The organism is Aurantiacibacter rhizosphaerae (genome assembly GCF_009807005.1).
Taxonomy (GTDB): Bacteria; Pseudomonadota; Alphaproteobacteria; order Sphingomonadales; family Sphingomonadaceae; genus Alteraurantiacibacter; species Alteraurantiacibacter rhizosphaerae.
The window spans coordinates 626,765-652,423 of sequence record NZ_WUBR01000002.1; the positions used below are offsets into that span (position 1 = coordinate 626,765).

Consider the following 25,659-nt stretch of genomic DNA (forward strand, 5'->3'; position numbering starts at 1 on the left):
AAGGTGGTTCTAGACGATAGAATAACAACCATCGCTTAACGGCAACATGTGGTTACAATTGCAAATTTCTGCGCCGCACCACCACGTCGCAGCGTTACCTCGGCTCAGCCTTTTTCTCGCATCAGGCGGGCCTTGTCGCGCTGCCAGTCGCGATCCTTGGCCGTAGCGCGCTTGTCATGCGCCTGCTTGCCCTTTGCCAGCGCCAGTTCCACCTTCGCGCGGCCCCGCCCGTTGAAATAGATGGACAGCGGCACCAGCGTCATCCCCTTGCGCTCCACCGCGCCAACGAACTTGGCAATCTCGCGGGCATGCAACAGCAATTTGCGCGGACGCTTCGTTTCATGGTTGTGGCGATTACCATGGCTGAATTCCGGGATGGTGGCGTTGATCAGCCACACCTGCCCGTCACGCACCTCAGCATAGCTTTCGGCAATGCTGCCTTCACCGCCGCGCAGCGCCTTTACCTCGGTGCCCTGCAGGGCCAGCCCTGCCTCGAACTTGTCCTCGATAAAATAATTGTGCCGCGCCTTGCGGTTTTCGGCGACGACTTTCTGCTTGTCGAATGTAGCGGGTTTGGGACGGGCCATAAGGTGGCGGGATGTAGGGATGCCCCCGGCAAAAGGCAAAGGTGAAAAGGAAAGGCACCCTCACGCACGCGGCGCGCGAGGGCACTGTTGGGGCAAAACGAGCCTGCCGCTTATGCGGTAATGCCCGCGCCCTCCATAGCCTCGTCCACCGCCTTTTTCGCTGCATCGGAACATGGCACGATCGGCAGCCGCACATCGGGGCTGAACCAGTCGAACAGCTTGCTCAGCGCATATTTCGCCGGCGCAGGGCTGGCATCGGAGAACATGGCCTTGTGGAGCGGATAAAGCCGCTCGTTCAATTCACGCGCGGTGGCGAAATCGCCTCTGGCGGCGGCGGCGTGGAAATCGGCGCATAGTTTCGGCGCGACATTCGCCGTTACCGAGATGCAGCCGGTCTGGCCCAGCGCATAGCCTGCAAGCGCCAGCGGATCGTCGCCCGAAAGCTGGCACAGGTCAGGCCCGGCGCCCATGCGGTGCGTCACCACGCGAGACAGATCTCCGCTGGCATCCTTGATGGCCACGATCTTTCCCGGAAAGCGGCGGTGCAGTTCGATCACCGTTTCAGGGGCGATATCGGTAATCGTGCGGCCGGGCACGTTATACAGCACGATGGGCAGCTCCGCGCGTTCCGCCAGATAACTGAAATGCGCCAGCACGCCTTCCTGGCTGGGCCGATTGTAATAGGGCGCAACCAGCAGCAGGGCATCGGCTCCGGCGGATTGCGCTTCCTGGATATGCCACAGCGCGGTTTTCGTATCGTTGGAACCTGCGCCCGCGATCACCGGCACACGGCCTGCGGCCACTTCGGCGCAGACGGCGATAACCTTGTGATGCTCCTCATTATCCAGCGTGGCGCTTTCGCCGGTGGTACCGCAGGGCACCAGGCCGCTGGTACCATTGTCGATCTGCCAGTTGATGAAGCGGCGGTACGCCTGCTCGTCGAAATCGTCGCCAGCAAAGGGTGTGGCCAGCGCGGGTATCGATCCTGAGAACATTTTACGCCTCTCGTGCGTTGGTGTGAAAAGATGACTCATCGCGAAATTGCGTTGGAATTACGCGGTTTCACAATAGCCTTACCCGTTTGGAGGGATTATGTATTCAGCGCCTGATAAGGATGCCCCTGCCACTATGTCCAGCATGGTTAGATTACCTCTTGTTGCTATCGTCGCGGCCATGGCCGCTCCTGCCACCTCTTTTGCCCAGGATGCGGGCGAGTGGGACCGCAATCGCGCCCAGCTTGTCGCCCAGCAGCCGGGCCCTATGGCGGCCCAGATCACCCGCTGGGAAAGATTGTGGGAAGATCGGCAGGCACAGCGCCCGTTCACCGAATATGCCAACTTCCTGCTCGCCAATCCGGGCTTCCCGGACGAAACGACGCTGCGTGCGCGCGCTGAACGGCGCTTGCGGGAGGAATTTACCGATCCCGCCCTGCTTCTGCGATTCTTCGAGAATGAAGAACCCGTCACCAATTACGCCAAGGCGCATTATGCGCTGGCCCTGATGGGTCAGGATCGCGCCGCGGCCCAGCGTTGGGCGCTGGAAGCTTGGCGTGGCGGAGAGATGAGCCCCACTGCCGAAGCTTCGCTGGCCGCCAATTTCGGGCAGATGTTCGAACAGGGCGATCAGGACAGCCGCATGGACGCCCTGCTATGGCAGCGCGATGGGGATGCCGCCGCGCGGCAGCTTTCGCGCGTATCCCCGGCAAAGCGCGAAGTGTTCCAGGCGCGCCTCGCCATTCTGCAGGGCGGCGATGGAGCGACCAATGCAGCAGGCGCGATTGCCGATCCCGGCTATCTGTACAATCGCAGCCGCGAATTGCGCCAGGAAGGGCGCACGTCGGAAGCAGTCCGCAATATCGTGAATGGCCCCAAGCTTTCGGCACTACCTTTCGACCAGACAGCCTGGGTGACGGAACTCTTGGCCCTCGCCCGCTCTGCCAATACGCGCGATTCGGTGCGCATTGCACAGCGCGCGATTGAGGCTTTCGAGCCGGGCTATGACATCTCCACGGGCGAATACCGCCTGCGGGACGATTACACGTCGCTGATGTGGCTGGGCGGCACCAACGCCCTGTGGCAATTGGGTGATGGCGCTGCCGCCGCCCCGTTGTTCTATCAATATGGCGCAGCCGCGCGCACGCCGCAGACCCGATCCAAGGGCTTCTTCTGGGCGGGCGAAGCCTATCGCCGCGCCGGCAACACGGACGAGGCAGAGCGGTATTACAACATGGCCGCCGATTATGCGGACCGCTTTTACGGCCTTATGGCGCTGGATCGCCTTGGCCGCAGCGTGCCCAGCTTCGATACGCAGCCTGCTGGCCAGCCGACCGCTGGGGAGCGTCAGGCGTTCCTGTCCGCTCCCATCACGCGCGCCGTGGCCGAAGTGGCCCGCGATGCGCCGTGGAGCACGGGCATCCGCTTCTATCGCTCCATCGCCGATCAGGCGGAGACCGCTGGCGAACACGTGCTGGTGGCAGACCTCGCCCGCGAGATCGGAAGGCGCGACCTGGCCGTGAACCTGGCCGATGCCGCCATGTCCGATGGACACGAAGGCTTTACCCGCATCGGCTATCCCACGCTGCCGACCCCGGCGGGCACCAACTGGACGATGATCCACGCGCTTGCCCGGCAGGAGAGCCAGTTTGCGGAAAACGCCATTAGCCACGCCGGTGCGCGCGGCCTGATGCAGTTCATGCCCGCCACCGCGCAGGAAGAAGCGCGACGTGCCCGCGTGCAATATTCCGCCAGCCGGTTGATGACCGATCCGCAATATTCGATGCAGCTTGGTTCCAACCATATCGAGCGGCTCATTTCATATTATGACGGCAGTTATCCCCTTGCCATCGCGGCCTACAACGCGGGGCCCGGCAATGTGAACAAGTGGCTGCGCCAGAATGGAGACCCGCGTCAGACGGGTGACTGGCTGCGCTGGATCGAGGAAATCGGCTTCTTCGAAACGAAGAATTACGTGCAACGCGTGGTGGAGAATGCCGTGGTGTATGAACACCTCTATCCCGAACGCACCGGCCGTGCTGGTGGGCCGCGCCTTGTTAAGGACTTCCTGCGGTAGGCTTAGCCTCGAAATTTTAATCTTTCTGTCGTGCGATGGGGGTTTGTGATTGTCACGAGCCCCCATTTGCATGGCGCATAAGACTTGTGTAACTCGTTGTAATAGTTCGTCGGAAGCTCGGGAAATAACGGAATGCCATTCTCACACCTCGATGGCCAGCCGGTCCCCATTCTTCCCGAAGACGAGGGTCTGCTGTCCTTCATCGTCGATAGCGGCCCCAACCTTATCTTCGTGAAGGATGAGGAAAGCCGAATTCTTTATGCAAATCAGGCATTCCTCGCCATCTATCCACCTGACGAGCGGGATGCCGTGGTTGGATCGACAACGATCGAAAGCTTCACCAAAGAAGAGGCCGATCTTTTCCTGAGCGAAGACAGGCGCGCGTTCAGCGAAGGCGAATCGGAGATTGTCGAAGAGATCTCCGACTGGAAAGCGCAGCGCATAACCCTGCTGTCGCGCAAGAAGGTGTTCCACACCAAAAGCGGTGAACGGCGCCTGGTTTGTATTTCCACCAATATCACCGCCCTTGCCGCTCGAGAGCGGAGGCTGGTTCGCCTCAACGCCAAGCTGAAGGTGTATTCTCACTCCATTGCGCACGATCTGCGCAACCCTATTGCAACCATGATCAGCGGGCTGAGCCTTATCCGACGCGACAAGGGAACGGTTTTGAGCGAACGGTCGGAAAAGATCATGGATGCCATGAAGGAAAGTGCGACCGGCCTTTCAGGCTACATCGGCTCCATGCTGACCGCAGCGGCCGAGGAAACTTCGGCCAGCGATTTTCAGCCATATGATCTCAATATCCTGCTGGAAGAAGTTCGTTTCAACCTTACCGTCGCTATCGAACAGGCCGGGCTCAGGCTGAACGTCACGCGCCTGCCGGTTGCGCGTGTCGAACCGAACCTGCTTCGCCAGCTGTTCCAAAACCTTATCGAGAACTCGATTAAGCACGCAGGCGTCGAAAGCCCCGTCGTCACGATCCATCACAAGGAAGAGGGCGGCGAACACGTCTTCTACGTAGGCGACAATGGGAAGGGCATTCCGGAAGAGAAAAAGGCGCTTGTTTTCAGCCAGTTCTTCAAGGGCGGATCGCAAGATGGCCTCGGCCTGGGCCTTACGATCTGTCAGCGCATCGCAAACCTGCACGACGGGTTCATTGAAATTCACGACCGTGAAGAGAATGGATGCTGCATGGTCGTGCGTATCGCGGCGCGGTAGGGCCTGCCTGCAAGGGCGATTAATACCCATCCATACTGGCCCGAAGCTTCAACAGCGTTATAGAGCCCGTCATGACCTCCCCCGACAACACCAGCCCCATCACACCCGCAGGCCTCGCCGCGCTGAAGGCGCGCTATGATCACCTGCTGGGCACGGAACGGCCGGAGATCGTTGAGATCGTCAGTTGGGCGGCGGGCAATGGCGATCGCAGCGAGAACGGCGATTATTTGTATGGCCGCAAGAAGATGCGCGAGATCGACCGGGAGCTGTCCTACCTCGCCAAAGTGATGAAGCACGCCAAAGTGGTGGACCCGCGCCAGCAGCCGGACAAGAGCCGCGTGTTCTTCGGCGCGACTGTCACCATCGCGGATGAGGATGACGAGGAGCGTACCGTCACCATCGTGGGCGACAAGGAACAGGACGCCAGCGACAATCGCATCGGCTGGTCCAGCCCCATCGCCCGCGCCCTTCGCGGCGCAGAGGTGGGCGATTTGCGCACGGTGCGTCTTCCGCAAGGGGTGAAGGAATGGGAAGTGGTATCTATCAGCTATCCGGGCGATGACGCCGGCTGATAGGCCGGCTATCTACGCCGCGCGGACCAGCGGCGCATCCTTTGGCCAAACAGGCAGGCTGTCCAGTTCCGGTTTTGCCAGCAGGAAACCTTGCATCAGGTGCACACCCATATCGGCAACGGCATCCAACTCACCGCGCGTTTCGATACCTTCGGCAATCACGGTGCGGCCCATTCCTTCCAGCAGGCGGACCATCGCCAGAACGATCTGGCGGCGCGGTTCCGACTGATCGATGCCGCGGATCAGCGCCATGTCCAGCTTCACATAATCGGTCGGCATATCGGCCAGCAGCTGCAACCCTGAATAGCCTGCGCCAAAATCGTCCAGAGCGGTGCCAAACCCCAATGTCTTGTATGCTTTTAGAATGTCACGAACATGGCTTACGTCCAGCCGCTCATTCTCCGTGAATTCGAAGATCAGGCGATCTTCCGGCAGGCCCACCTGCCGTGCGGTTTCCAGCGTTAGGCGGATACAGGCCATTGGCGCATAAACAGCGTTGGGCAGGAAGTTGATCGAAAGACGCGCGTCGCTATCCAGCAGCCCGGCTGAGGCAGCGTTCTTGATGGCGGCAACGCGGCAGGCCTGGTCAAAACTGTAGAGCGTATCGGCGGTAACGCGGGACAGGATTTTCTCCGCCCCTTCGCCATTCACGCCGCGCACCAGCGCTTCGTAAGCGAAGACGGTGCCGCTGCGCACATCGAAGATCGGCTGGAACGCGGTGCGAATACCAAAGTCCAGTCCTTTTCCTGATTTGCAGCCTTCGCACCCCATGATGCAACTCTCCGTAAGATAGGCGGTTATAGCGTTGATCGAGTTAACCAATCGTTGATTCGTCAAACGCTCATCATTCAATGACGGATCGCACAATGAAAAAGCGGGCGCAGCTTTCACCGCGCCCGCCCCAATTTAAGTCGCCAAGTTACTCGGCAGGACTTGCGCTGCCGCCGTTCTTCGCGCCCGCATCCCGCGGCTTTTTCGCATTGTCGGACGCGGCATCATTGTCAGCTTCCGCTTCGCCATCCGTATCGAACAGCGAGGGTGTTTTCGCCTGGTCAGTCAATTCTGACAGGGTGCCGAAAGCCTCCCCGGCATCGCCCTTGGCGGCGCCTTCCACCAGCTTGCCGAGCGACGATCCATCCAGGCCCAGTTCCTTCATCAGGCCATCCAGCACAGGGGCCTGCGCACGATAGGCGAGAGCTGCGGCGACCGCATCGTTGGCCAGATTGCCACTGCCGCCGCCGGAACCGTTCGTCGTGGTGCCCGGTGCGCCGGACTTTTGCGTAAGGCCGTCGACCTGCACGATCTTGATGCTGTCGATCGCTTCCATCGGCTTCGCGCTTTCGCGGATGACTTCGGGAAGCACCTTCAGCAGCGCCAGCTTCGTCTGCAGGCTGATCTGGTCCATCGACAGGATATTGGCAGCCTCGTTCACGGCGCGCTGGCCGGCAGCTTCCACTTCGAAGCGGACACGGTCTGCCTCTGCGCGCAACCTGACTGCATCGGCTTCACCCTCGGCCTCCCGGCGGGTGGCTTCGGCCAGGTTGGTGGCGGCATCCTTGTCAGCCTCTGCATCGACGCGGATCTTGATCGCATCGCGCTCTGCCTGCTTGGCAGCTTCGATCAGTTCGATCTTCTTCTGACGCTCTGCAATCTCGCTCTCGCGGGCTGTGGCGACGCGTTCTTCCGCCTCGACAGCCTTGGCGCGTGCTTCGTCAGCCTCCGCCTTGGCCTGGCTTTCTTCGCGAGACTTGTTCTGCACCGCGATCTGCTGTTCCTGCCGGGCGATTTCCAGCGCGCGCACCTGATCGATGCGGGCCTCTTCCACCATGCGATCAGCTTCGATCTGCTGTGCGTCGACCTGCTTCTTCGCCTCGATCCGCGCGGCATCGGCCTCGCGCTGACGCTCCGCCTGCTGGCTGGCGATTTCGGACATCTGCGCAGCGCGCCGGACTTCGACTTCGCGCTCTTGCCCCAGCCGTGCATATTCGGTGTCGCGGCTGATCTCGAAAGATCGCTGATCCGCCTCGAGGTTCTTCGTCTCCATCTGCACGCGCGTATCCTGCTCGATGTCGTTGCGCAGCTTCTTGCGCGCCTCGATCTGCTCGGTCAGCTTGGTCAGACCTTCGGCGTCAAACGCATTATTGGCATTGAAATGCTCGATGCTGGTCTGGTCGAGACCCGTCAGCGAGACGGATTCCAGCTCCAGCCCGTTCATGGCCAGATCGTTGGAGGAAACCTGCTGCACCTTCTGCACGAAGTCCGCACGCTGTTCGTGCAGCTCGTTCATGGTCATGCCCGCAGCGACGGATCGCAGCGCGTCCACGAACTTGCCTTCGACAAGATCCTTCAGCATTTCGGGCTGCATGGTGCGCTGGCCCAGCGTCTGCGCGGCCATGGCGATGGCTTCGCTATCGGGCTTCACGCGCACGTAGAACTCGGCCTTTACGTCAATCCGCAGACGGTCCAGCGTGATCAACGCCTCCCCGTCGCGGCGCATCACGGACAGCACCAGCGTGTTCATGTTGACGGGCATGGTTTCGTGGAAGATCGGGAACACCAGCGCGCCCCCGTTCATCACCACTTTCTCGCCACCTGCGCCGGTCCGCACGAAGGCGGTTTCCTTGGAAGCGCGGCGATACATCTTCAAAAGGAAGATGAAGACCGTCAGCACAAGGATCACGATCCCGGCGATGCCAATCAGGCCAATGTTCAGAAAACTCTCCATTTCTTCTCCTGTTGTAATGGTTGTCAGGACATCGGCGCCAGCTTGCGCTCTGCCAGGGCCATGCCGTAAAACAGCTGTCCCTCGCGGCGCACGAGCAATACCTCGTCCCCCTCGTGTATTGTGCTCGCATCCTCATGTGGCTCGAGCATGACGTAATGCGCATGGCCATGCCGATCGCGCACTTTCGTTCTGGCCGGTGAGCCTCTGGCGGCTTTACCGGTAGTGATGGTTCCGCGGCGGCCCACAAGGCTGCCCAGCCCAACGGCGCTGGTTTCATCCTGCGGCAGCAGTCGGCCCAGCGGGCGCACCAGCACGGATGTGGCCGGCAGGCTTGCCGCGCCTGCAAACAGCGCGGCCAGCCCGGCGTAAAGCGGCGATCCGGTAAGATCGGTGGCAAACATCTGTATCGCCATCCCGATCACGGTGAACAGCAGCAGGAACACCATCAGCCATACCATCAGCGGCACACGCCCCAGGCCCAGCAGGCTGAGCAAGGCGCCGCCAAATCCGGCAGAGGGCGCCTCCACACTGTCCGCATCGAAATCCGGTGCATCGACATCCAGATCAACGTCACCGCCGAAATCGAAATCGCCAAGGCCGATCAATTGCAACACAAGGGCAAGCACCATCAGCCCGAAGGCAATGGCAAATGGCAGGTTGTAATCGGCAAGCAGGCTCATCGTATCGCGCGCCTCCCGGCGATAAACCGAGGGCGTCCTTTCCTATTGGGGCCAACTTTTCCGGTGTCCCTTCCCGTTCCATTCATATGCCAGAAAGGGGGTAAAAAATCCACAAATATCGGATGCAACCAGTTCGATTTTGACTGTTGGCAAGCTTGCCCTAAGAGAAAATCCATGCGGACAAGCATCTCTTTGATCGCCTGCGGTTTCGCCCTGGCACTGGCAGCGCCGCTGTCTGCGAAAGACAGTCTTGGCGTCTATGGCCAGTGGGGTGCGTTCCGCGATCCCGATGTGCCGCGCTGCTATGCCATTGCCGCGGCCGAAGTGTCCCGCAATCGGCGCGATTTCGATCCCTATGCCACCGTCGGCACATGGCCCCGCCGCAAGGTTCGTGCGCAGGTGCACTTCCGCCTCAGCCGGGAATTGTCTGCCAGCCCGCGCGTGCGACTGGCCATCGGCGGAAAGCGGTTCGATCTGACAGGTGGTGGCAGCGATGCCTGGGCGCCCAGCGCCAGCGATGATGCCGCCGTATTGGCAGCGATGCGTTCCGGCAGCCGCCTATCCATCAGCGCGACCGACAAGAACGGCAATCGCTTCACCGATCGCTATTCACTAAGCGGCGCGGCCACCGCCCTGGATGCCGCGCAGGTGGGCTGCGCCCGCTTGCGCTAGATATGCAAAAGGGCCGGAGAATTGCTTCGCCGGCCCCTTCGATTTTGGTTGATGTTGATTAGAAGCGGTAGCCGAAGCCAACGGCAATCTGGTGACGATCCAGATCGGCATCGAAACGGTCGCTTTCGCCCGTGTCATCATCGAAGAAATCGTCATCGTTGAAGTCGAATTCGCCTTCGGAATAGTTGGAATAGCGATACTCCAGCTTCACGAAGGTGTTTTCGGACATGGCGTATTCCGCACCGGCACCCACGCGCCAGCCATCAAGATCCAGATCGGTTTCGATCTCGTCTACGCCATTGTTCGCCAGCAGGTTGAAACGGGCATTGGTGTAGCCGCCCTTTGCGTACACCAGCAGGTTGTCCCCGGCCAGCACACCGGCGCGCGCGCCGACATAGATGTCACGCCCGGTTTCCAGATTGGCACCAAAGCCAAGGTCTTCCAGGTCGCCATCGACGATTTCGGTTTTCGCGGTGGAGCTGGAAAGCTCTGCCTCTGCGCCCAGCACGAAGCCGCCCAGGGCCACGTCATAACCCACGCCTACGCCGTACAGCAGGCCATCGATGGACTGGTCGTCCTCGTCGTTCAGGTCGTTATCGACGCTGCTGCCTGCCTTGCTGATGTCATATCCGGCGATGCCTTCGATACGCGGGCCGGTGAAGGCCGCGTTCTCCTGGGCGGCTGCCGGAACTGCCAAAGCGGTTGCCGATGCCGTAGCGAGGATGAGGGCGATACTCTTATTCATTGTGTGCTCCATTTGCATTTTTCCACGTGTAAATCGTCACGCTTGGACTGCCACAATGGGCCGGGTGGAGCTTTCGTTTCATGAACCTTGCACAACAAGTTAAGTGTGGTTTTACAGCAACATATTTGATCTATGAAACGAGTTTTATTCCCGACGAACGACAGGAACGCTTTGCCGAAACGTTCATTAGGGGAGCCGCGCAATCCGCCGGTCGCAAATATTGCCCGCATCGCCAGAGGAATTGCAGTTCCCGGCATTTCATCGCGCAATCCGGGCAGGCTGACGGTAATGATGTGTCGCCTGATGATCAGCGGTCAATTTCGTCCCTGTCTGCGCGCGCTTTCCAAAAGCGCCAGACATCACTATATGCGCGTTTCCCATGACCGAAACGACACTGATGAGCATTCCCGGGCAAATTGACCCGGTTCCCGTCGCGCGTGAGATTACGCCGCGCGAAGATGGCCGCGTTGACCTGATGGGCCTGCCCCGCAAGGACATTGCCGCCCTGTTCGAAGGTGCAGGTCTGGACAAGCGACAGGCAAAGCTGCGCGCCAAGCAGGTGTATCACTGGCTCTACCATCGCGGCGTCACCGATTTTGAAGCGATGACAGACATTGCCAAGACGATGCGCCCGTGGCTGGCGGAGCGGTTCGTGATCGGACGCCCGGATGTGGTGGAAGCCCAGCACAGCACGGACGGCACCCGCAAATGGCTGCTGAAAACGCCGGATGGTCACGAGTTCGAGATGGTCTTCATCCCCGATGCCGACCGGGGAACGCTGTGCGTGTCTTCGCAAGTTGGCTGCACGCTCAACTGCACCTTCTGCCACACCGGCACCATGCGCCTGGTGCGCAACCTTACCGTTGGTGAGATCGTGGGCCAAGTGATGCTGGCGCGCGATGCGCTGGGCGAATGGCCCAAAGGAAAGATGGATTTTGCCGAGGTTGAGGACGAAGCGGAATATACCGCCGACGGCCGCCTGCTCACCAACATCGTGATGATGGGCATGGGAGAGCCGCTGTATAATTTCGATAACGTCCGCGATGCATTGCAACTGGTGATGGATGGCGATGGCCTCGCCCTGTCAAAGCGCCGTATCACGCTCTCCACCAGCGGCGTTGTGCCCGCCATGGCGCGCTGCGGGGAAGAGATCGGCGTCAACCTTGCCGTATCGCTCCACGCCGTGACCAAGAACATCCGCGACGAGATCGTGCCGATCAACCGCAAGTATGGCCTTGAAGAACTGCTGCAGGCCTGCGCCGACTATCCCGGCGCCTCCAATGCGCGGCGCATCACTTTTGAATATGTGATGCTGAAGGACAAGAACGACAGTGACGAGCATGCTCGCGAACTTGTGCGGCTGCTGAAACATTACAAACTTCCTGCGAAGGTGAACCTCATCCCCTTCAACCCCTGGCCGGGGGCGAATTACGAATGCTCCACGCCGGAGCGGATCAGGGCCTTCTCCAATATCGTGTTCGAAGGCGGCATTTCCGCGCCTGTACGCACACCGCGCGGGCGCGATATCGATGCGGCCTGCGGACAATTGAAAACGGCGGCAGAAAAGAAGAGCCGCGCCCAGCGCGACCGCGAGGAAGCCGAAGCCGCCTCCGCTGCTGACGCATGACCGACGAGGCGACCCTCGCTTTCTACGATCGCGAGGCGCCCAGCTATACCATGAGCTTTGCGCAAGGTCCGGCGCGGCATCTCGATGCATTTCTGGACAGGCTGGTGCAAGGTGCGCACATCCTTGAACTGGGCTGCGGCGGCGGGCGCGATGCCAGCCGCATGCTGGAACGAGGTTTCACCGTCGATATGACCGATGGATCAAGCGGCATGGCCACCAAGGCGAAGGAGCGCACCGGGCAGGACGTGCGGTTGCTCCGTTTCGACCAGTTGGGGGCTGTTGAGGCCTACGACGCGGTGTGGGCCCACGCATCCCTGCATCACCAGCCGCTGGCCGGACTCGGCGATGTGCTTACGCGCATTTATCGCGCCACCCGGAAGGACGGCTGGTTCTTCGCCAATTACAAGCTGGGCAATGGCGATGCGCGCGATACCTTTGGCAGGCTGTACAATTTCTCCCCTCGCGAACACCTGCTCCAGCTTTACCGCGAGGCCGGTTGGTCCTTCGAAGAAATAGAAGATTATCGCGCCGGCGGCCTCGACAAGGTGGAGCGGGACTGGATCGCGATAACGGCACGCAAACACGGCTGATCGCCAGAAAAAAACGGCTCATCCTTAATTTTGCTATCCAACCATTCGTTCATGTTCAGTATCACCTGCATGAACGAAAAGGACCTCTCCGACACAAGAGCGATGTCGAATCGGAAAGGTAATCGCCATGAAAAAGACACTTCTCGCAATCGCAGCCGCATCCCTGGCCATTCCTGCCGTGCCAGCCATGGCGCATGACGGCCCGCCTTCCTGGGCGCCTGCCCACGGCTATCGCGATAAAGACCGGCACGACCGCTATGATCGCTATGACCGTTACGATGTCCGCTATGATCGTGACGACCGCCGCGAGCGTCGCCGCTATCGTGAGCGCCGCCATCGCGACTATGACGATCGTGGCCGCTATTATGAGCCGCGCCAGGTTCGCCGCGGTGACCGCGTGTGGCAGGGCCGCGATGGCCGCTATTACTGCGAACGTGAGAACGGCACCACGGGCCTGATCATCGGCGCCGCCGGTGGCGCGCTGCTGGGCCGCACGATCGATACCCGCGGTGATCGCACCGTCGGCACCCTGCTGGGTGGCGCACTGGGCGCAGTTCTTGGCCGCGAAATTGACCGTGGCGGAGCACGCTGCCGCTAAGCCCCGATAACACCGGGTAACAACAAACGCCGTCGCTCTTGTCCCCGGAGCGGCGGCGTTTTTTCGTCGGCAATTCCCATGGCCAACAGTTTCAGGCTATGGCGCTTTGCATGAACGCCAATCCCCACCCGTTTTTCGACATGCACACGCACGGTTTCGTGCGCATCGCCACCAGCACGCCCAAGGTCCGCACGGCCGATGTCGCCTTCAATGCAGAGGCCATAATCGAGCAGGCGAGGATGGCGGACGAGCAGCATGTCGACCTGCTGCTCTATCCCGAAATGTGCCTGTCGTCCTATGCGCTGGATGATCTGGTTATCCAGGCCGCACTGCTGGACAGTGTGGAGGAGCATATCGATGCGATCAGGCAAGCCAGCGTGGGCCTTACGCCCGTACTGGTGATCGGCGCGCCGCTGCGCCGCAATGGCCGCATCTACAATTGCGCGCTGGTGATCGCGCAGGGTGAATTGCTGGGCGTGGTGCCCAAAAGCTATCTCCCCAATTACCGCGAATTCTATGAGAAGCGCTGGTTCGCAAGGGGCAACAATTGCCGTGACCTGTGGATCCCCGTTGGCGGGGAGGAAGTGCCGTTTGGCGTGGACCTGATCTTCAGCGCGCAGAACCTGCCCGGCTTCACCTTCGGCATAGAAATCTGCGAAGATTTCTGGAGCCCCACCCAGCCCGGCACCATGGCCGCGCTGGCAGGTGCCACGATCCTGCTGAACCTTTCTGCCAGCAATATCACCATCGGCAAGTCGGACGAGCGACACCTGCTTTGCCGCGCCAGTTCCAGCCGGTCCGTGTGCGCCTATGCCTATTCCGCCAGCGGCTTTGGCGAGAGCACCACGGATCTTTCGTGGGACGGACAGGGCATGGTGTACGAACTGGGCGACTTGATGGTCGAAAGCGTTAGGTTCGAACTGGAGCCGGAGCTGTGCGTGACCGATGTCGATACGCGGCGCGTCCTCAACGAACGCATGCGCATGGGCACGTTCAACGATGCGGTGGAAGACGCCGGTCGGCCTGAGGACAGCTATCGAACTATCGGTTTCGATCACGCACATGTCACAGGCGATATTGGTCTGCGCCGCCCGATCCGCCGCTTCCCCTTCGTCCCCAATCGTCAGGACAAGCTGGATCAGGACGCATACGAGGCCTTCAACATTCAGGTCGATGCACTGATGCGTCGCATGAAGGCGACCTCACCCGAAAGCCTGATCATTGGCATTTCCGGCGGGCTGGATTCCACCCATGCCCTGATCGTGGCCGCCAAGGCGTGCGACATGCTGGGCCTGCCCCGCTCCACCATCCGGGCCTACACCATGCCCGGCTTCGCCACCTCGGATGACACGAAATCCAACGCGTGGAAGCTGATGGAGGCATTCGGCACTACGGCGGAGGAAATCGACATCAAGCCCGCCGCGCGGCAGATGCTGGCCGATATGGGCCATCCCTTTGCCGATGGCGAACCGCAGTATGACGTGACTTTCGAGAATGTGCAGGCAGGCCTGCGCACCGATTACCTGTTCCGCCTTGCGGGCCATCACAAGGGCTTCGTAATCGGCACGGGCGATCTTTCCGAGCTGGCGCTGGGCTGGTGCACCTATGGCGTGGGTGACCAGATGAGCCATTACGCCGTGAACGCGGGCGTGCCGAAGACGCTGATCCAGTATTTGATCCGCTGGGCCACCCGCACGGACCAGTTCGATCCCGGCGTGGATGATGCGCTGGAGGCGGTGCTCGGCACGGAAATCAGCCCGGAGCTGGTGCCTGCCGACGAAAAGGGCAATATTCAGAGCACAGAGAGCATCATCGGCCCGTATGAGCTGAATGATTTCTTCCTGCACCACACCGTGCGCTGGGGCCAGAGTCCCAGTCACATCGCTTTCCTGTGCTGGCACGCATGGCGTGTGGTGGACAAGGGCCAATGGCCGCACCAATTCCCCGAAGCGCTGAAGAACGCCTATGATTTGCCCACAATCAGGCACTGGCTGGAAAGCTTTGCGAAGCGGTTCTTCCAGTTCAGCCAGTACAAGCGCAGCGCCCTGCCCAATGGACCGAAGGTGAGCGCGGGCGGTGCTTTGTCACCACGCGGAGACTGGCGCGCGCCGAGCGATGCCATGGCCGACGTATGGCTGGCCGATTTGCGAGATAATGTGCCGGAATAGAGTGCCCGGTTTAAGCGGGCGCGCGCATTATTCTCCGGCAGTCAGGCGTAGCACGGCGCCGGTGGTCTGGTCCGTCAGCAGATAGATGCTGCCATCGGGAGCCTGCTGCACATCGCGCCAGCGCTGACCCAATTGCTTCAGCAGATGCTCCGGCACGCCGATGGGCATGCCGACCTGATCGGTATCATAGCGCAGCAGCCCTTCGGAGAAGCTGCCCAGCAGCATGTCCCCTTCCCAACCCGGAATGGTATCGCCCTGGAAGAAGGTGAGGTTGCCGGGATTGAGGCTGGGCGGGCCGAACGCCAGCACAGGATCGATCATGCCGTCCACATTGCGGATGCCCTCTGCCTGCTCGCCATTGTAATGCATGCCCTGCGTCACATCGATCCAGCCGTAATTCCCGCCGCGCAGGATGCGGTTCACCTCATCTCCCCCTCGCGGACCGAACTCGCTTTCCCACAGCTCTCCGGTTGCGGGGTTATACGCCAGGCCCAGCGGGTTGCGGTGGCCGGTGGACCAGACCAGCGGCTCATGCCCGTCAAGCCCCACCCAGGGGTTGCCTTCGGGCACTTCGCCCTCGTCCGTCATGCGGAAGATCTTGCCATAATGAGAGGCCGGGTCCTGAACCATCTCCCCGTAATTGCGATCGCCGCTGGTGACGAAAAGATAGCCATCGGGATCGAACAGGATGCGCCCGCCGTAGGAGCCGAAGGCTGGCCCCTGCCCGCAGCACCGCTCTGGCAGAGGCGCCGCGCCATACCAGGTGTCGGCCACGAAAATGTCCTCCACATCGGCCAATTCGTGCGATCCTGCGTCCCAGCGGCCGCGCATGACGGCCAGGGAAGAGACAGTAGCGTCCATCGGATCGATCTTGGAATAGGCCATGTAGACAAGGCGGTTGGTCGCGAAATCGGGATGCAGTGCGATGCCTTTCAGCCCGGCGATGCCGAAGGTGTACATCGCAGGCAGGCCGGCAATCGGTTCGGGATCAAGCGTTCCGTTCGCATCGATATGGCGCAGGCGGCCTACCCGCTCTGTCACCAGCATTCCGCCTTCGGGCAGGAAGACGATACCCCAAGGCCGCTCCAGCCGGGCGACGACCTCAAGATGGATCGGCCCGTATTCACTGTAGAAATCCCACGGCCCTTCGCCCAGATCACTGCCGCTGAAGGTAGGGCGGGCAGGCGGCGCTGGGTCATCCTGAGCAAGTGCAGGTGCAGCTGCAGGGGCGAAGGTCAGCGCCAGCGCGGCCAGTGAAACGGCAAAGCCAGAGCCCAAGCGCCGATCCATAAAAATCTCCCATCCCAAAAGCCCGGTTGTGTCCCCGGCGCTCGTCACTATCGTAGGACGATGCAAGCGTTCCTTCAATTGACTTTGTCCATTTTCTCGTGAGGCGCAAGTCAGTCCTCGTCACCGGCGGCGCAAAACGCGTGGGCGCGGCCATCAGCCGCCGCTTTGGCGAGGCGGGCTGGCATGTCGTCATCCACTGCAACACGTCAGTTGAAAATGCGCAGGAACTGGCCGCCCATTTGCCCAGTGCCGAGGTGGTTCAATGCGATCTGGTGGATCTCGACGCAGCCGTAGACATGGTGCGCAAACTGGCGGAAAAGCTGGAAGATTGGCGCTGCCTCATCAATTCCGCCTCTATTTTTGAGCCCGACGATGTAACCGCTTTGGATATCGAGACGAACCGCAGGGCAATGCGCGTAAACGCCGCCTCCCCCGCCCTGCTGGCGCAGGCCTATTTCGCCCGTGCAACCAGCCGCGCGGATCGCCGGGTGGTGCAGGTGACGGATCAGAAACTGGCCAATTTGAACCCCGATTTCTTCAGCTATACAATGAGTAAGTCCGCCGCAGATATCGCCGCGCGGATGATGGCCATGGTGCATCGGGGAAGCGACAGGGTGTATACGCTGGCCCCCGGCGCAATTTTGCCCAGCCATGATCAAAGCAGCGCAGAGGCAGAGAGATCGCACAGGCTGAACCTGCTGGAGCGCCACACTTCGGCGCGCGAGGTGGCCGATGGCGCACTGTTCCTGGCGGAGGGTCCGCTGGCATCGGGGCAGAGCCTGTTCATCGATTCCGGCCAGCACTTGCTCTGCCAGCCGCGCGATGTGATTTACCTTGAAAGAGATGGAGAGGACTGATGGGCACAATGCCACGCAAGCGCCACGCACTGCCAACCCGCATCTGGCACTGGGTCAATGCGCTGGCGCTGATCATCCTGTTCATGAGCGGGCTGAACATATCCAATGGCCACCGGCGATTGTACTGGGGCGATCAGGGGTTCGCCCCGGCGCAGGCGTGGCTGGAGGTTCCGCGTTTTCCCGGATGGGCCACCATTCCCGATTATTACAGCCTGGCCGCCGCGCGCGACTGGCACGTGTTGTTCAGCCTGGTACTGGGTTTTTCCCTGCTGGCCTTCATGATCTTCGCCTTTGCCAACGGGCACATGAAACGCGATATTTTCGCCCGCGCTCGTGAATGGAAACCGTCGAACATCTGGCGCGATATTCGCGAGCACCTGCGCTTCAATTTCGATCATGGCGCGGGCAAGTACAACATCCTGCAGAAGATCTCTTATGCCAGCGTGATCCTGATCCTGATCCCGCTGATGATCTTCACCGGCATGGTGATGAGCCCCGGCATGGAGGCCGCCTGGCCGTGGATGACGGAGATTTTCGGCGGGCGGCAAAGCGCGCGTTCGCTGCATTTCCTGGCCGCATGGGGGCTGTTCGCCTTCTTCGTGGTGCACATCCTTTTGGTGATAGCCTCCGGGCCGATCAGGCAGATCCGCGACATGATTACAGGCGGCAAGATGGAGGGAAATGACGATGCAGCGGCGTAATTTCCTTGTCGCGGCGGGCGCTGCATTCCTGGCGGGGTGCAGTGACATCGGCAAAACCGAGTGGTTCGGAAAGCTGGTGGACGGCGCGCAGGACTGGCACCGCGGCTTGCACCGCGCGCTGGGCGGCGGGCGCATCACCATGGCGCCGGAATATACAATCGCCGATCTCTCCCCGTTCTTCCGTGGCAATGGCAGCCAGACGGTGGATACCCCGGCCTATCGCGCGGCAGAGGCGCAGGGCTTTGCCGATTGGCGGCTGGCCATAAGCGGCCTGGTAGAAAATCCCGGCGAACTGTCGATGGACGATATTCGCGCCCTGCCCCAACGCACCCAGATCACACGCCATGATTGCGTGGAGGGGTGGAGCGCCATCGGCGAGTGGACCGGCCCGCAGCTATCGCGCATTTTGGATGCCGCCGTGGTGAAGCCGGAAGCGAATTTCATCGTCTTTCACTGCGCGGATAATCTCAACGGCTCCCAATATTACGAGAGCTGCGACATGGACGATGCGTTTCACCCGCAAACCATCATCGCGCATGAATTGAACGGCGAGGCGCTGCCCGTGCGCAACGGCGCGCCGCTGCGTTTGAGGATCGAACGCCAGCTTGGCTACAAACATGCCAAATATCTGACCGGTATCGAAGCTGTCGCCAGCCTGGACGATTTCGGCAAGGGATATGGCGGATATTGGGAAGATCGCGGTTACCAGTGGTACGCCGGCATCTGATCAGCCTGCGGGCGGATAGACCCTGTTCATGGCATCCCAGTTCACCTGCACCAGTTCTTCCAGCACGCCCAGATCAACATCGGCCAGCTTGTTGATGTAAAGGCAGCTTTTGCCGCGCGAATGCTTGCCCAACCGGGCCAGCAATTCCTCGTTCCGTTTCGCGGTCTCCGCCTCGCAATATCCGCCCATCAGGTAGATCGAATGTTTCGCCTTGCGCGGGGAAAAACCGGTGCGCAGGAAATCCCCCTCCCGCCCGCTGTCGTATCTGTAGTGATAGCTGCCATAGCCGATCATGCTGTCTCCCCACATCACCGGGGCATGCCCGGTGACACGCCGGAACATGGCATCCAGCTCATGCGCTTCCTCGCGCTTTCGCGCGTGGTCCACGCTGTCGATAAAACTCTCGACCGTGGTGGCAGTGGGCCGGGTCTTGTTCTCACTCATGGGGAGCGATCCTAACGCAGAATTGACAGGCCGCCAAACGGGCCGCAAACCGGCCAAAATCTGTAACGCGATGCGGGAGACTTCACGCCTATGTGGCTGCTCGACAAGATGCTGACCAAACTGATCCGGGCAGGAAAGCTCGTGATCACCGATTACGATGGCAAGGTTTACGAATACGGCCCCGGCGGGGATGTGAATGGTGAATATGGCGAACCGATCAAGGTGCGCCTTACCAACAAGAAAGCGTCCAGCCATATCGCCCGCTATCCGCAGGTCGGCGCGGGAGAGGCCTATATGTGGGGCTGGCTGACGGTGGAGGAGCCGCATGATATCCGCGACATGGTGCTGTATGTCACCAGCCAGGCAAAGGTGCATGGGGACAAGGCCCTGCAACCCCAGGGCCCGCTGAAGCGCATCGCGCAGAAGACCGCCGCGAAGATCGACAGCGTCAACCTGAAGTCAAAGGCGCGCAAGAATGCAGAGCACACCTACAACCTGACGCGCCGCCTGTACGAGCTGTTCCTGGATGAGGACCGGCAGTACACCATGGGCTATCACCGCACGCCCGATGTCAGCCTGGAAAAGGCGCAGCTGGACAAGAAGGCGCACATCGCGGCCAAGATGTACATGCAGCAGGCGAGCGAGATGGATCGCCCCCTGCGCGTGCTGGATATCGGCTGCGGCTGGGGCGGCCTCGCCATGTATCTTCACAAGCATTACGGCGCAGAAGTGCTGGGCGTGGCGCTGGCGGAAGACCAGATCGCCTTTTGCAAGGAGCGGGCGAAGGCTGCCGGTGTGTCCGACAAGGTGCGCTTTGCCCTGATGGATTACCGCGATGTGGAAGGCACGTTCGACCGGATCAGTTCCGTCGGCCTGCTGGAGCATGTGGGCACGCCGCATTATCCCGAATTCATGCGCAAGACGCACCAGTTGCTGGCGCCAAAGGGCGTGATGTTCAGCCATTGCTGCGGACGGGCGGGCCCTCCCGGTTTTACCGATGCGTGGACGCGCAAATACATCTTCCCCGGCGGCTATATTCCCGCCCTGTCCGAACTGGTGACGGAGAGCGAGAAGGCCGGCTGGCAGGTGATGGATGTGGAGGCCATGCGCTTCCACTACAGCTACACGCTGGAAGAATGGTACAAGCGCACCACCATGCATGAGAAGGAACTGGTCGAGCTTTACGACGAAGAATTCTTCCGCATGTGGCAATTCTATCTGGCGGGCGCGGAACAGAGCTTCCGCCATGGCACGCTGGTGAACTGGCAACTGATCTATGTGAAGGATCGCGAAGCCATCCCGATGACGGGAGACTTCATCTACGAGGAAAGCGAGCGGCTGCGCGGGCTGGAAGAAGCACCGCAATGGCACCTCGATCCGGCATTGAAACAGGCGGCAGAGTAAGGCTGCGGAGACACGATGAGCACTTTGATTGACCGGCTGATCGGCAATGCGATCGATCATGGCACGCTGAAGCTGACGCAAGCCAATGGCCGCAGCGCCACCTATGGCACTCCGCATCCGGACTATCCCGATGTCGAAATCCGCCTGGCGGACAGCAAGGTGATCCGCGACATCGCGCTCGACACGAAGCTGGGCGTGGGTGAGGCCTATATGGATGGCCGCATCATTATCGAACGCGGCGACATCATGGAGCTGATCGAGCTCGTGCGGCGCAACCGCCCGTGGGAGGCGAAGGGCAAGTTCGGCCGCCTTGCCCCCCATCGCCGCGCGCTGAAACGCATGGCCTTTATCAAGGACAGCTTCAACAACCCTTTCAAATCGAAGGACAATGTCGCGCATCACTATGATATCGGTAACGATCTCTACAAGTTGATGCTGGACGAGGAGCACATGCAGTATTCGTGCGGCTACTGGCCGCATGATGACATGACGCTGGGCGAGGCGCAGGAAGCGAAGCTGGCGCATATCGCGGCCAAGCTGATGCTGGAGCCCGGCAATCACGTGCTGGATATCGGCTGCGGCTGGGGCGGTATGGCGATCTTCCTCGCCAGCCGTGCCGATGTGCGGGTGACGGGCATTACGCTGAGCGAAGAACAGCTCGCCCTCGCCCGCGAAAGGGCAGAGGCGGCGGGCGTTGCCGACAAGGTGACCTTCGAATTGATCGACTACCGCGATCTTGCGGCGCGCGGCGATACTTTTGACCGGATCGTTTCGGTCGGCATGTTCGAACATGTGGGCGTGCCGCAATACGAAACCTTCTTCCGCGACTGCGCGCGCATGATGACGGGGGACGGGGTGATGCTGCTGCACACCATCGGCCGCTTTGGCCGTCCCGTGGCGGCAGAGGCATTCACCCGCAAATACATCTTCCCCGGCGGCTATATCCCGGCGCTCAGCCAGATGATGGAGCCCAGCCAGAGGGTGAAGCTGATGGCCACCGATGTGGAGGTGCTGCGCGTCCATTATGCGAAGACGCTGCGCGAATGGTATGCCCGCTGCGTGGAGCATCGCGAAAAGATCATCGCCATGTTCGATGAACGCTTCTACCGCATGTGGATGTTCTATCTGGCGGGCGCTGTTTCCACATTCGAGTGGGGCGGCCTCTGCAATTTCCAAGTGCAGTACTGCCGCAACCGCTACACCCTTCCGCTCACCCGCGCTTATATCGAGGAGGCGGAGCGAAAGCTGCTCGCCCGATAGGTTCTGACCGCAGCCGATCCCCTCACCCGCCGCGCAATCTTTGCGCAGGCCTGGCCCATCATGCTTGGGCAGGCATCCATACCGCTGGTGGGCATCGTTGATACCGCCGTGATCGGGCGCACCGGCGATGCCGTGGCGCTGGCCGGCGTGGCGCTGGGGGCGACGATCATCACGCTGGTGTTCTGGACATTCGGCTTCCTGCGCATGGGCATGACAGGTCTCACCGCGCAGGCGCAGGGCTCTGGTGACAGGGCGGAGGTAGAGGCGCTGCTGCTGCGCGCGCTGGCGATCGGCATTGCCCTTGGCTTTTTCGTGCTGGCCATCAGTTGGCCATTGCGAGAGGCGGCTTTGGCGATCCTCAGCGGCACGCCTCCCGTCGATGCAGAGGCAGGCGGATACATGCAAGGCCGCTTCATCGGCGCGCCCGCGGCCCTGGCCGTTTATGCGATCACCGGCTGGATGCTGGGGCTTGGCCGCACGCGGCAGGCGCTGGCCCTGCAGATCGTGATGAATATGGCCAATATCGGCCTCGACATCTGGTTCGTATGGGGGCTTGGCTTCGGGGCATATGGCGTGGGGCTTGGCACGGCCTGCGCAGAAGGGATCGCGCTGGTGACGGGCCTGTTCATCGTGGGCCGCATCGCCGGTGCCAATGTGCTGGCCATCATTGCCCGCACACCCCGCGCCCTGCTGACAGATCGCGCCCGGCTGGCGAAGCTTTTCGCCGTCAATCGCGACATCATGATCCGCACGATTGCCCTGCTGATCCTGTTTACCTGGTTCGCCAATGCCGGCGCTCGCCTGGGTGCGCAGACACTCGCGGCCAACCATGTGCTGTTGCAATTCGTCAGCTTCGCGGCCTTTATCCTCGATGCCTTTGCTTTCACGGCAGAACAGCGCGTCGGCAGTGCCTTTGGCCAGGGTGACAAGGCCCGCTTCATGCGCGCCATCCGACTGACGGGGGAGTTTTCGCTGGCCAGCGGTGCGGCGCTGGCGCTGGCCTTTCTGCTGCTGGGCGGCCCCCTCATTGGTTTCCTCACCACCGATGCCGCGGTTCGGGAAACGGCGCGTGCCTACCTCCCCTATGCCGCGCTTGTGCCGCTGGTGGGCATGCCTAGCTGGCTGCTGGACGGCGTGTTCATCGGCACCACGCGCGGCGTGGCCTTGCGCAATGCAGGCGTGCTGGCCACGGTGCTATATATCGCGCTGGATTTGGCCCTGCGCCCGTTTGACAATACGGGCGCATGGATCGCGATGACCGCCAGCTATCTCTTGCGCGCGGGTGGGCTGGCGTTGTATTTCCCGCAGTTGATCAAAGATGTGGGCGAGCCCGCGCCATCCGGAGTTTGACAGGCAGCCATGATCCGCAAACTATACGCCCGCATCCTTGCCAGCATGATGGCCTTGTTCGCGATGCTGGCCGTGGTCAGCCCGGCACAGGCGGATGTTCAGGTCCACTTCCATTCGTTCAACGGCTCTGTGCTTTGGGGCCGCTATCCGCACACATTCGTGGTGTTTGAAGGAGAGCTGGATAATGGCACCCGCGTCTCCGAGAATTACGGATTTTCCGCCCGCAGCTCGATGGAGGCCATTTCCTCCGGCCCGGCGGAGCATATGATCCTGACCGAGACGCAAGGCACGATTGCCGAGACCAACCGGCATTTCACCGTCACTGTTTCCGATCAGCAATATCGCCGCCTGCTGGCAACCGTGCTGGCGTGGCGCGACTATCCCGGCAAATATTACGATCTTGACGATAACAATTGCATCCATTTCGTCGCCGCACTGGCGCGCGCTGCGGGATTGCAGGCGGATGTGCCGGAAGAATACGTCCGCCGTCCGAAAGCGTGGCTGAACTATGTGACGCGCAGCAACCCACAATTGGGTGCCAGAGAGATAGACTAGTTTGCGATAAGCGAAGCGCGCTGCTAACCGCCGCCGCGCAATAGTCTCCAACGGGAAACGTCCATGTCTGAAATCAAACGAGTCGTCCTCGCCTATTCCGGCGGGCTGGATACCAGCGTCATCGCCAAGTGGCTGGAAACGGAGCGCGGTCTCGAAGTCGTCACCTTCACCGCCGATCTGGGCCAGGGTGAAGAGATCGAACCTGCGCGAGAGAAAGCCCGCGCCATGGGCATTCCCGACAAGCATATCTATATCGAGGACGTGCGCGAGGAATTCGTGCGCGACTACGTCTTCCCCATGTTCCGCGCCAATGCCCGCTATGAAGGCGATTACCTGCTGGGCACCTCCATCGCCCGCCCGCTAATTTCCAAGCGCCTTGTGGAGATCGCCCACGAAACCGGCGCCGATGCCATCGCCCACGGTGCAACCGGCAAGGGTAATGATCAGGTGCGGTTCGAACTGTCCGCCTATGCCCTCGATCCCGATATCAAGGTGATCGCCCCGTGGCGCGAGTGGGATCTCACCAGCCGCACCGCCCTGATCGCCTGGGCCGAAGCGCACCAGATCGCCGTGCCAAAGGACAAGCGCGGCGAGGCCCCCTTCTCCACCGATGCGAACCTCTTGCACACCTCCTCCGAAGGCAAGGTGCTGGAAGATCCATGGGAAGAGACACCCGAATACGTTTTCTCCCGCACGGTTTCTCCGCTGGAGGCGCCAGACGAGCCCGAATATATCGAGATCGGCTTTGAAAAAGGCGACGGCGTTTCGCTGAATGGCAAGGCGATGAGCCCTGCCACCCTGCTAACCGAACTGAACGAGCTTGGCCGCAAGCACGGCATCGGCCGCCTCGATCTGGTGGAAAACCGCTTCGTCGGCATGAAATCGCGCGGCATGTATGAAACGCCGGGCGGCACCATCTACGCAATCGCCCATCGCGGTATCGAGCAGGTAACGCTGGATCGCGGCGCAGCGCACCTGAAAGACGAGCTGATGCCGCGCTATGCCGAACTGATCTACAACGGCTTCTGGTTCAGCCCGGAGCGCGAGATGCTGCAGGCCGCCATCGATCTCAGCCAGGAGAAGGTGAACGGCACCGTGCGCATCATGCTGTACAAGGGCGCCGCGCATCTGGTTGGCCGAAAGTCTCCCAACTCGCTCTATTCGGAGGCTCACGTCACTTTCGAGGACGATGCAGGCGCCTATGATCAGCAGGATGCGGAAGGCTTCATCAAGCTGAACGCCCTTCGCCTGCGGCTGCTGGCCGCGCGGGATCGCAAGAGGTAGTTTCAACTGAAACGCCAGGGCGTTGACTTGTCCACCCTTGTCCACCGGCATTTCGTCGCAAAGTGGATAAGTCGGTGCCCGCAGTCTTGCCCGCCGCACGCCCCGCGCGCATCCTCAACATATCGAAAGCGAAAACGGATCGCTTACCTGGATCGCCTGCCGTTTCAGGAAAGAGAAAACCGAACCGCAATCGTAGCGATGAAAGGATGATCGCGGCGTAGGAAAGAGAGATCGGCGCCTTCGGGTAATGATTTCTCGGACTGTTGATACCGCACTCTGATTTCACCGCTGGTCGGACCCTCAAGTTCCGGCGTCGATGGTGAGGCGCGCAGCTATATGCAAGCATCACCGCCTGAGGCGCCAGACGAGACCCGACTGCGGGCAGGCTGCCAAGCTTTGCGAGGATCGGTCCTTCGGACCATCTGACAAGTCCAGGCGCCTACCCGGCACCGGCGCGAGCGCCGGGCGACATATCCCGCACCGATCTCCGGATCAGCGGGAGACACGCCAGGCGTAAAGCATCGCCCTTCGGGGTG

General features: G+C 61.0%; 25 protein-coding genes. 17 read left to right on the plus strand and 8 right to left on the minus strand.

Going from position 1 to position 25,659, the window contains the following annotated elements:
* Positions 1–104 precede the first annotated feature (104 nt).
* Complete coding sequence (smpB, locus tag GRF63_RS10485) at positions 105–587, minus strand: SsrA-binding protein SmpB (RefSeq protein WP_160485942.1); 483 nt, start codon at positions 585–587, stop codon at positions 105–107.
* Positions 588–697: 110 nt separating this feature from the next.
* Positions 698–1,582 carry a 4-hydroxy-tetrahydrodipicolinate synthase gene (gene dapA / locus GRF63_RS10490; RefSeq protein ID WP_160485943.1) on the minus strand — a complete coding sequence of 295 codons (885 nt, stop codon included), beginning with the start codon at positions 1,580–1,582 and terminating at the stop codon, positions 698–700.
* Positions 1,583–1,760: 178 nt separating this feature from the next.
* Between dapA and GRF63_RS10495 the strand changes: the two genes are divergently transcribed.
* The 3 genes from GRF63_RS10495 (at position 1,761) to greB (ending at position 5,446) form a co-directional block, all read left to right on the plus strand.
* Positions 1,761–3,656: a lytic transglycosylase domain-containing protein gene (locus tag GRF63_RS10495; protein ID WP_237392413.1), complete on the plus strand. Its 1,896-nt coding sequence runs from the start codon at positions 1,761–1,763 to the stop codon at positions 3,654–3,656.
* Positions 3,657–3,788: 132 nt separating this feature from the next.
* Positions 3,789–4,874, plus strand: coding sequence for a sensor histidine kinase (locus GRF63_RS10500; RefSeq protein WP_160485945.1), 1,086 nt, complete (start codon positions 3,789–3,791; stop codon positions 4,872–4,874).
* Positions 4,875–4,945: 71 nt separating this feature from the next.
* A complete protein-coding gene (gene greB / locus GRF63_RS10505; protein WP_160485946.1) occupies positions 4,946–5,446 on the plus strand; it encodes a transcription elongation factor GreB in 501 nt (166 codons plus the stop codon).
* Positions 5,447–5,458: 12 nt separating this feature from the next.
* On the opposite strand, the gene GRF63_RS10510 is transcribed toward greB, so the two are convergent.
* From GRF63_RS10510 to GRF63_RS10520, 3 genes are all read right to left on the minus strand, one after another.
* Complete coding sequence (locus GRF63_RS10510) at positions 5,459–6,217, minus strand: EAL domain-containing protein (RefSeq protein ID WP_160485947.1); 759 nt, start codon at positions 6,215–6,217, stop codon at positions 5,459–5,461.
* 148 nt (positions 6,218–6,365) lie between these two features.
* Positions 6,366–8,171, minus strand: coding sequence for a flotillin family protein (locus GRF63_RS10515; protein ID WP_160485948.1), 1,806 nt, complete (start codon positions 8,169–8,171; stop codon positions 6,366–6,368).
* Positions 8,172–8,194: 23 nt separating this feature from the next.
* Positions 8,195–8,851, minus strand: coding sequence for a YqiJ family protein (locus GRF63_RS10520; protein WP_160485949.1), 657 nt, complete (start codon positions 8,849–8,851; stop codon positions 8,195–8,197).
* Positions 8,852–9,025: 174 nt separating this feature from the next.
* On the opposite strand from GRF63_RS10520, the gene GRF63_RS10525 reads away from it, so the two are divergent.
* Positions 9,026–9,523 carry an invasion associated locus B family protein gene (locus GRF63_RS10525; RefSeq protein ID WP_160485950.1) on the plus strand — a complete coding sequence of 166 codons (498 nt, stop codon included), beginning with the start codon at positions 9,026–9,028 and terminating at the stop codon, positions 9,521–9,523.
* A gap of 58 nt (positions 9,524–9,581) precedes the next feature.
* Here the strand turns inward: GRF63_RS10525 and GRF63_RS10530 are convergent, their stop codons facing one another.
* Positions 9,582–10,268 carry an outer membrane protein gene (locus tag GRF63_RS10530; RefSeq protein ID WP_160485951.1) on the minus strand — a complete coding sequence of 229 codons (687 nt, stop codon included), beginning with the start codon at positions 10,266–10,268 and terminating at the stop codon, positions 9,582–9,584.
* Between the two features lie 80 nt (positions 10,269–10,348).
* Between GRF63_RS10530 and GRF63_RS10535 the strand changes: the two genes are divergently transcribed.
* The 5 genes from GRF63_RS10535 to GRF63_RS10555 all read left to right on the plus strand — a co-directional run bounded on the left by GRF63_RS10535 (position 10,349) and on the right by GRF63_RS10555 (position 15,251).
* Positions 10,349–10,651 carry a hypothetical protein gene (locus GRF63_RS10535; RefSeq protein WP_160485952.1) on the plus strand — a complete coding sequence of 101 codons (303 nt, stop codon included), beginning with the start codon at positions 10,349–10,351 and terminating at the stop codon, positions 10,649–10,651.
* The gene (rlmN, locus tag GRF63_RS10540) at positions 10,648–11,895 is read left to right on the plus strand and encodes a dual-specificity RNA methyltransferase RlmN (RefSeq protein WP_160485953.1); all 1,248 of its coding nucleotides are present in this window, start codon (positions 10,648–10,650) and stop codon (positions 11,893–11,895) included. Before GRF63_RS10535 ends, rlmN begins: the two co-directional genes overlap by 4 nt.
* Complete coding sequence (locus GRF63_RS10545) at positions 11,892–12,485, plus strand: class I SAM-dependent DNA methyltransferase (RefSeq protein WP_160485954.1); 594 nt, start codon at positions 11,892–11,894, stop codon at positions 12,483–12,485. The genes rlmN and GRF63_RS10545 overlap by 4 nt, the downstream gene beginning before the upstream one ends.
* Positions 12,486–12,612: 127 nt before the next feature.
* Positions 12,613–13,083, plus strand: coding sequence for a glycine zipper 2TM domain-containing protein (locus GRF63_RS10550; RefSeq protein WP_160485955.1), 471 nt, complete (start codon positions 12,613–12,615; stop codon positions 13,081–13,083).
* Positions 13,084–13,193: 110 nt separating this feature from the next.
* Complete coding sequence (locus tag GRF63_RS10555) at positions 13,194–15,251, plus strand: NAD(+) synthase (RefSeq protein ID WP_160485956.1); 2,058 nt, start codon at positions 13,194–13,196, stop codon at positions 15,249–15,251.
* Between the two features lie 27 nt (positions 15,252–15,278).
* On the opposite strand, the gene GRF63_RS10560 is transcribed toward GRF63_RS10555, so the two are convergent.
* Entirely contained in the window at positions 15,279–16,541 is a 1,263-nt protein-coding gene (locus GRF63_RS10560; RefSeq protein ID WP_160485957.1) for a PQQ-dependent sugar dehydrogenase, read from the minus strand.
* Between the two features lie 98 nt (positions 16,542–16,639).
* Between GRF63_RS10560 and GRF63_RS10565 the strand changes: the two genes are divergently transcribed.
* From GRF63_RS10565 to GRF63_RS10575, 3 genes are read left to right on the plus strand one after another with little or no spacing between them, the layout of a single operon-like run.
* The gene (locus GRF63_RS10565) at positions 16,640–17,398 is read left to right on the plus strand and encodes an SDR family oxidoreductase (protein WP_160485958.1); all 759 of its coding nucleotides are present in this window, start codon (positions 16,640–16,642) and stop codon (positions 17,396–17,398) included.
* Positions 17,398–18,099, plus strand: a complete 702-nt coding sequence (locus GRF63_RS10570; RefSeq protein WP_160485959.1) for a cytochrome b/b6 domain-containing protein — start codon at positions 17,398–17,400, stop codon at positions 18,097–18,099. Before GRF63_RS10565 ends, GRF63_RS10570 begins: the two co-directional genes overlap by 1 nt.
* Positions 18,086–18,826 carry a molybdopterin-binding protein gene (locus GRF63_RS10575; protein ID WP_160485960.1) on the plus strand — a complete coding sequence of 247 codons (741 nt, stop codon included), beginning with the start codon at positions 18,086–18,088 and terminating at the stop codon, positions 18,824–18,826. Before GRF63_RS10570 ends, GRF63_RS10575 begins: the two co-directional genes overlap by 14 nt.
* Here the strand turns inward: GRF63_RS10575 and GRF63_RS10580 are convergent, their stop codons facing one another.
* Positions 18,827–19,270: a DUF1801 domain-containing protein gene (locus GRF63_RS10580; RefSeq protein WP_160485961.1), complete on the minus strand. Its 444-nt coding sequence runs from the start codon at positions 19,268–19,270 to the stop codon at positions 18,827–18,829.
* 90 nt (positions 19,271–19,360) lie between these two features.
* Here GRF63_RS10580 and GRF63_RS10585 point away from each other — a divergent pair, with 90 nt between their 5' ends.
* The 5 genes from GRF63_RS10585 (at position 19,361) to GRF63_RS10605 (ending at position 25,123) form a co-directional block, all read left to right on the plus strand.
* Positions 19,361–20,674: an SAM-dependent methyltransferase gene (locus tag GRF63_RS10585; protein WP_160485962.1), complete on the plus strand. Its 1,314-nt coding sequence runs from the start codon at positions 19,361–19,363 to the stop codon at positions 20,672–20,674.
* Positions 20,675–20,689: 15 nt separating this feature from the next.
* Positions 20,690–21,934 carry an SAM-dependent methyltransferase gene (locus GRF63_RS10590; protein ID WP_160485963.1) on the plus strand — a complete coding sequence of 415 codons (1,245 nt, stop codon included), beginning with the start codon at positions 20,690–20,692 and terminating at the stop codon, positions 21,932–21,934.
* Positions 21,935–21,994: 60 nt separating this feature from the next.
* The gene (locus tag GRF63_RS10595) at positions 21,995–23,284 is read left to right on the plus strand and encodes an MATE family efflux transporter (RefSeq protein ID WP_160485964.1); all 1,290 of its coding nucleotides are present in this window, start codon (positions 21,995–21,997) and stop codon (positions 23,282–23,284) included.
* A 9-nt stretch (positions 23,285–23,293) separates the two neighbouring features.
* Positions 23,294–23,839 carry a hypothetical protein gene (locus tag GRF63_RS10600; protein ID WP_160485965.1) on the plus strand — a complete coding sequence of 182 codons (546 nt, stop codon included), beginning with the start codon at positions 23,294–23,296 and terminating at the stop codon, positions 23,837–23,839.
* Between the two features lie 63 nt (positions 23,840–23,902).
* Positions 23,903–25,123, plus strand: a complete 1,221-nt coding sequence (locus tag GRF63_RS10605) for an argininosuccinate synthase (protein ID WP_160485966.1) — start codon at positions 23,903–23,905, stop codon at positions 25,121–25,123.
* The last annotated feature ends 536 nt before the right edge of the window (positions 25,124–25,659 follow it).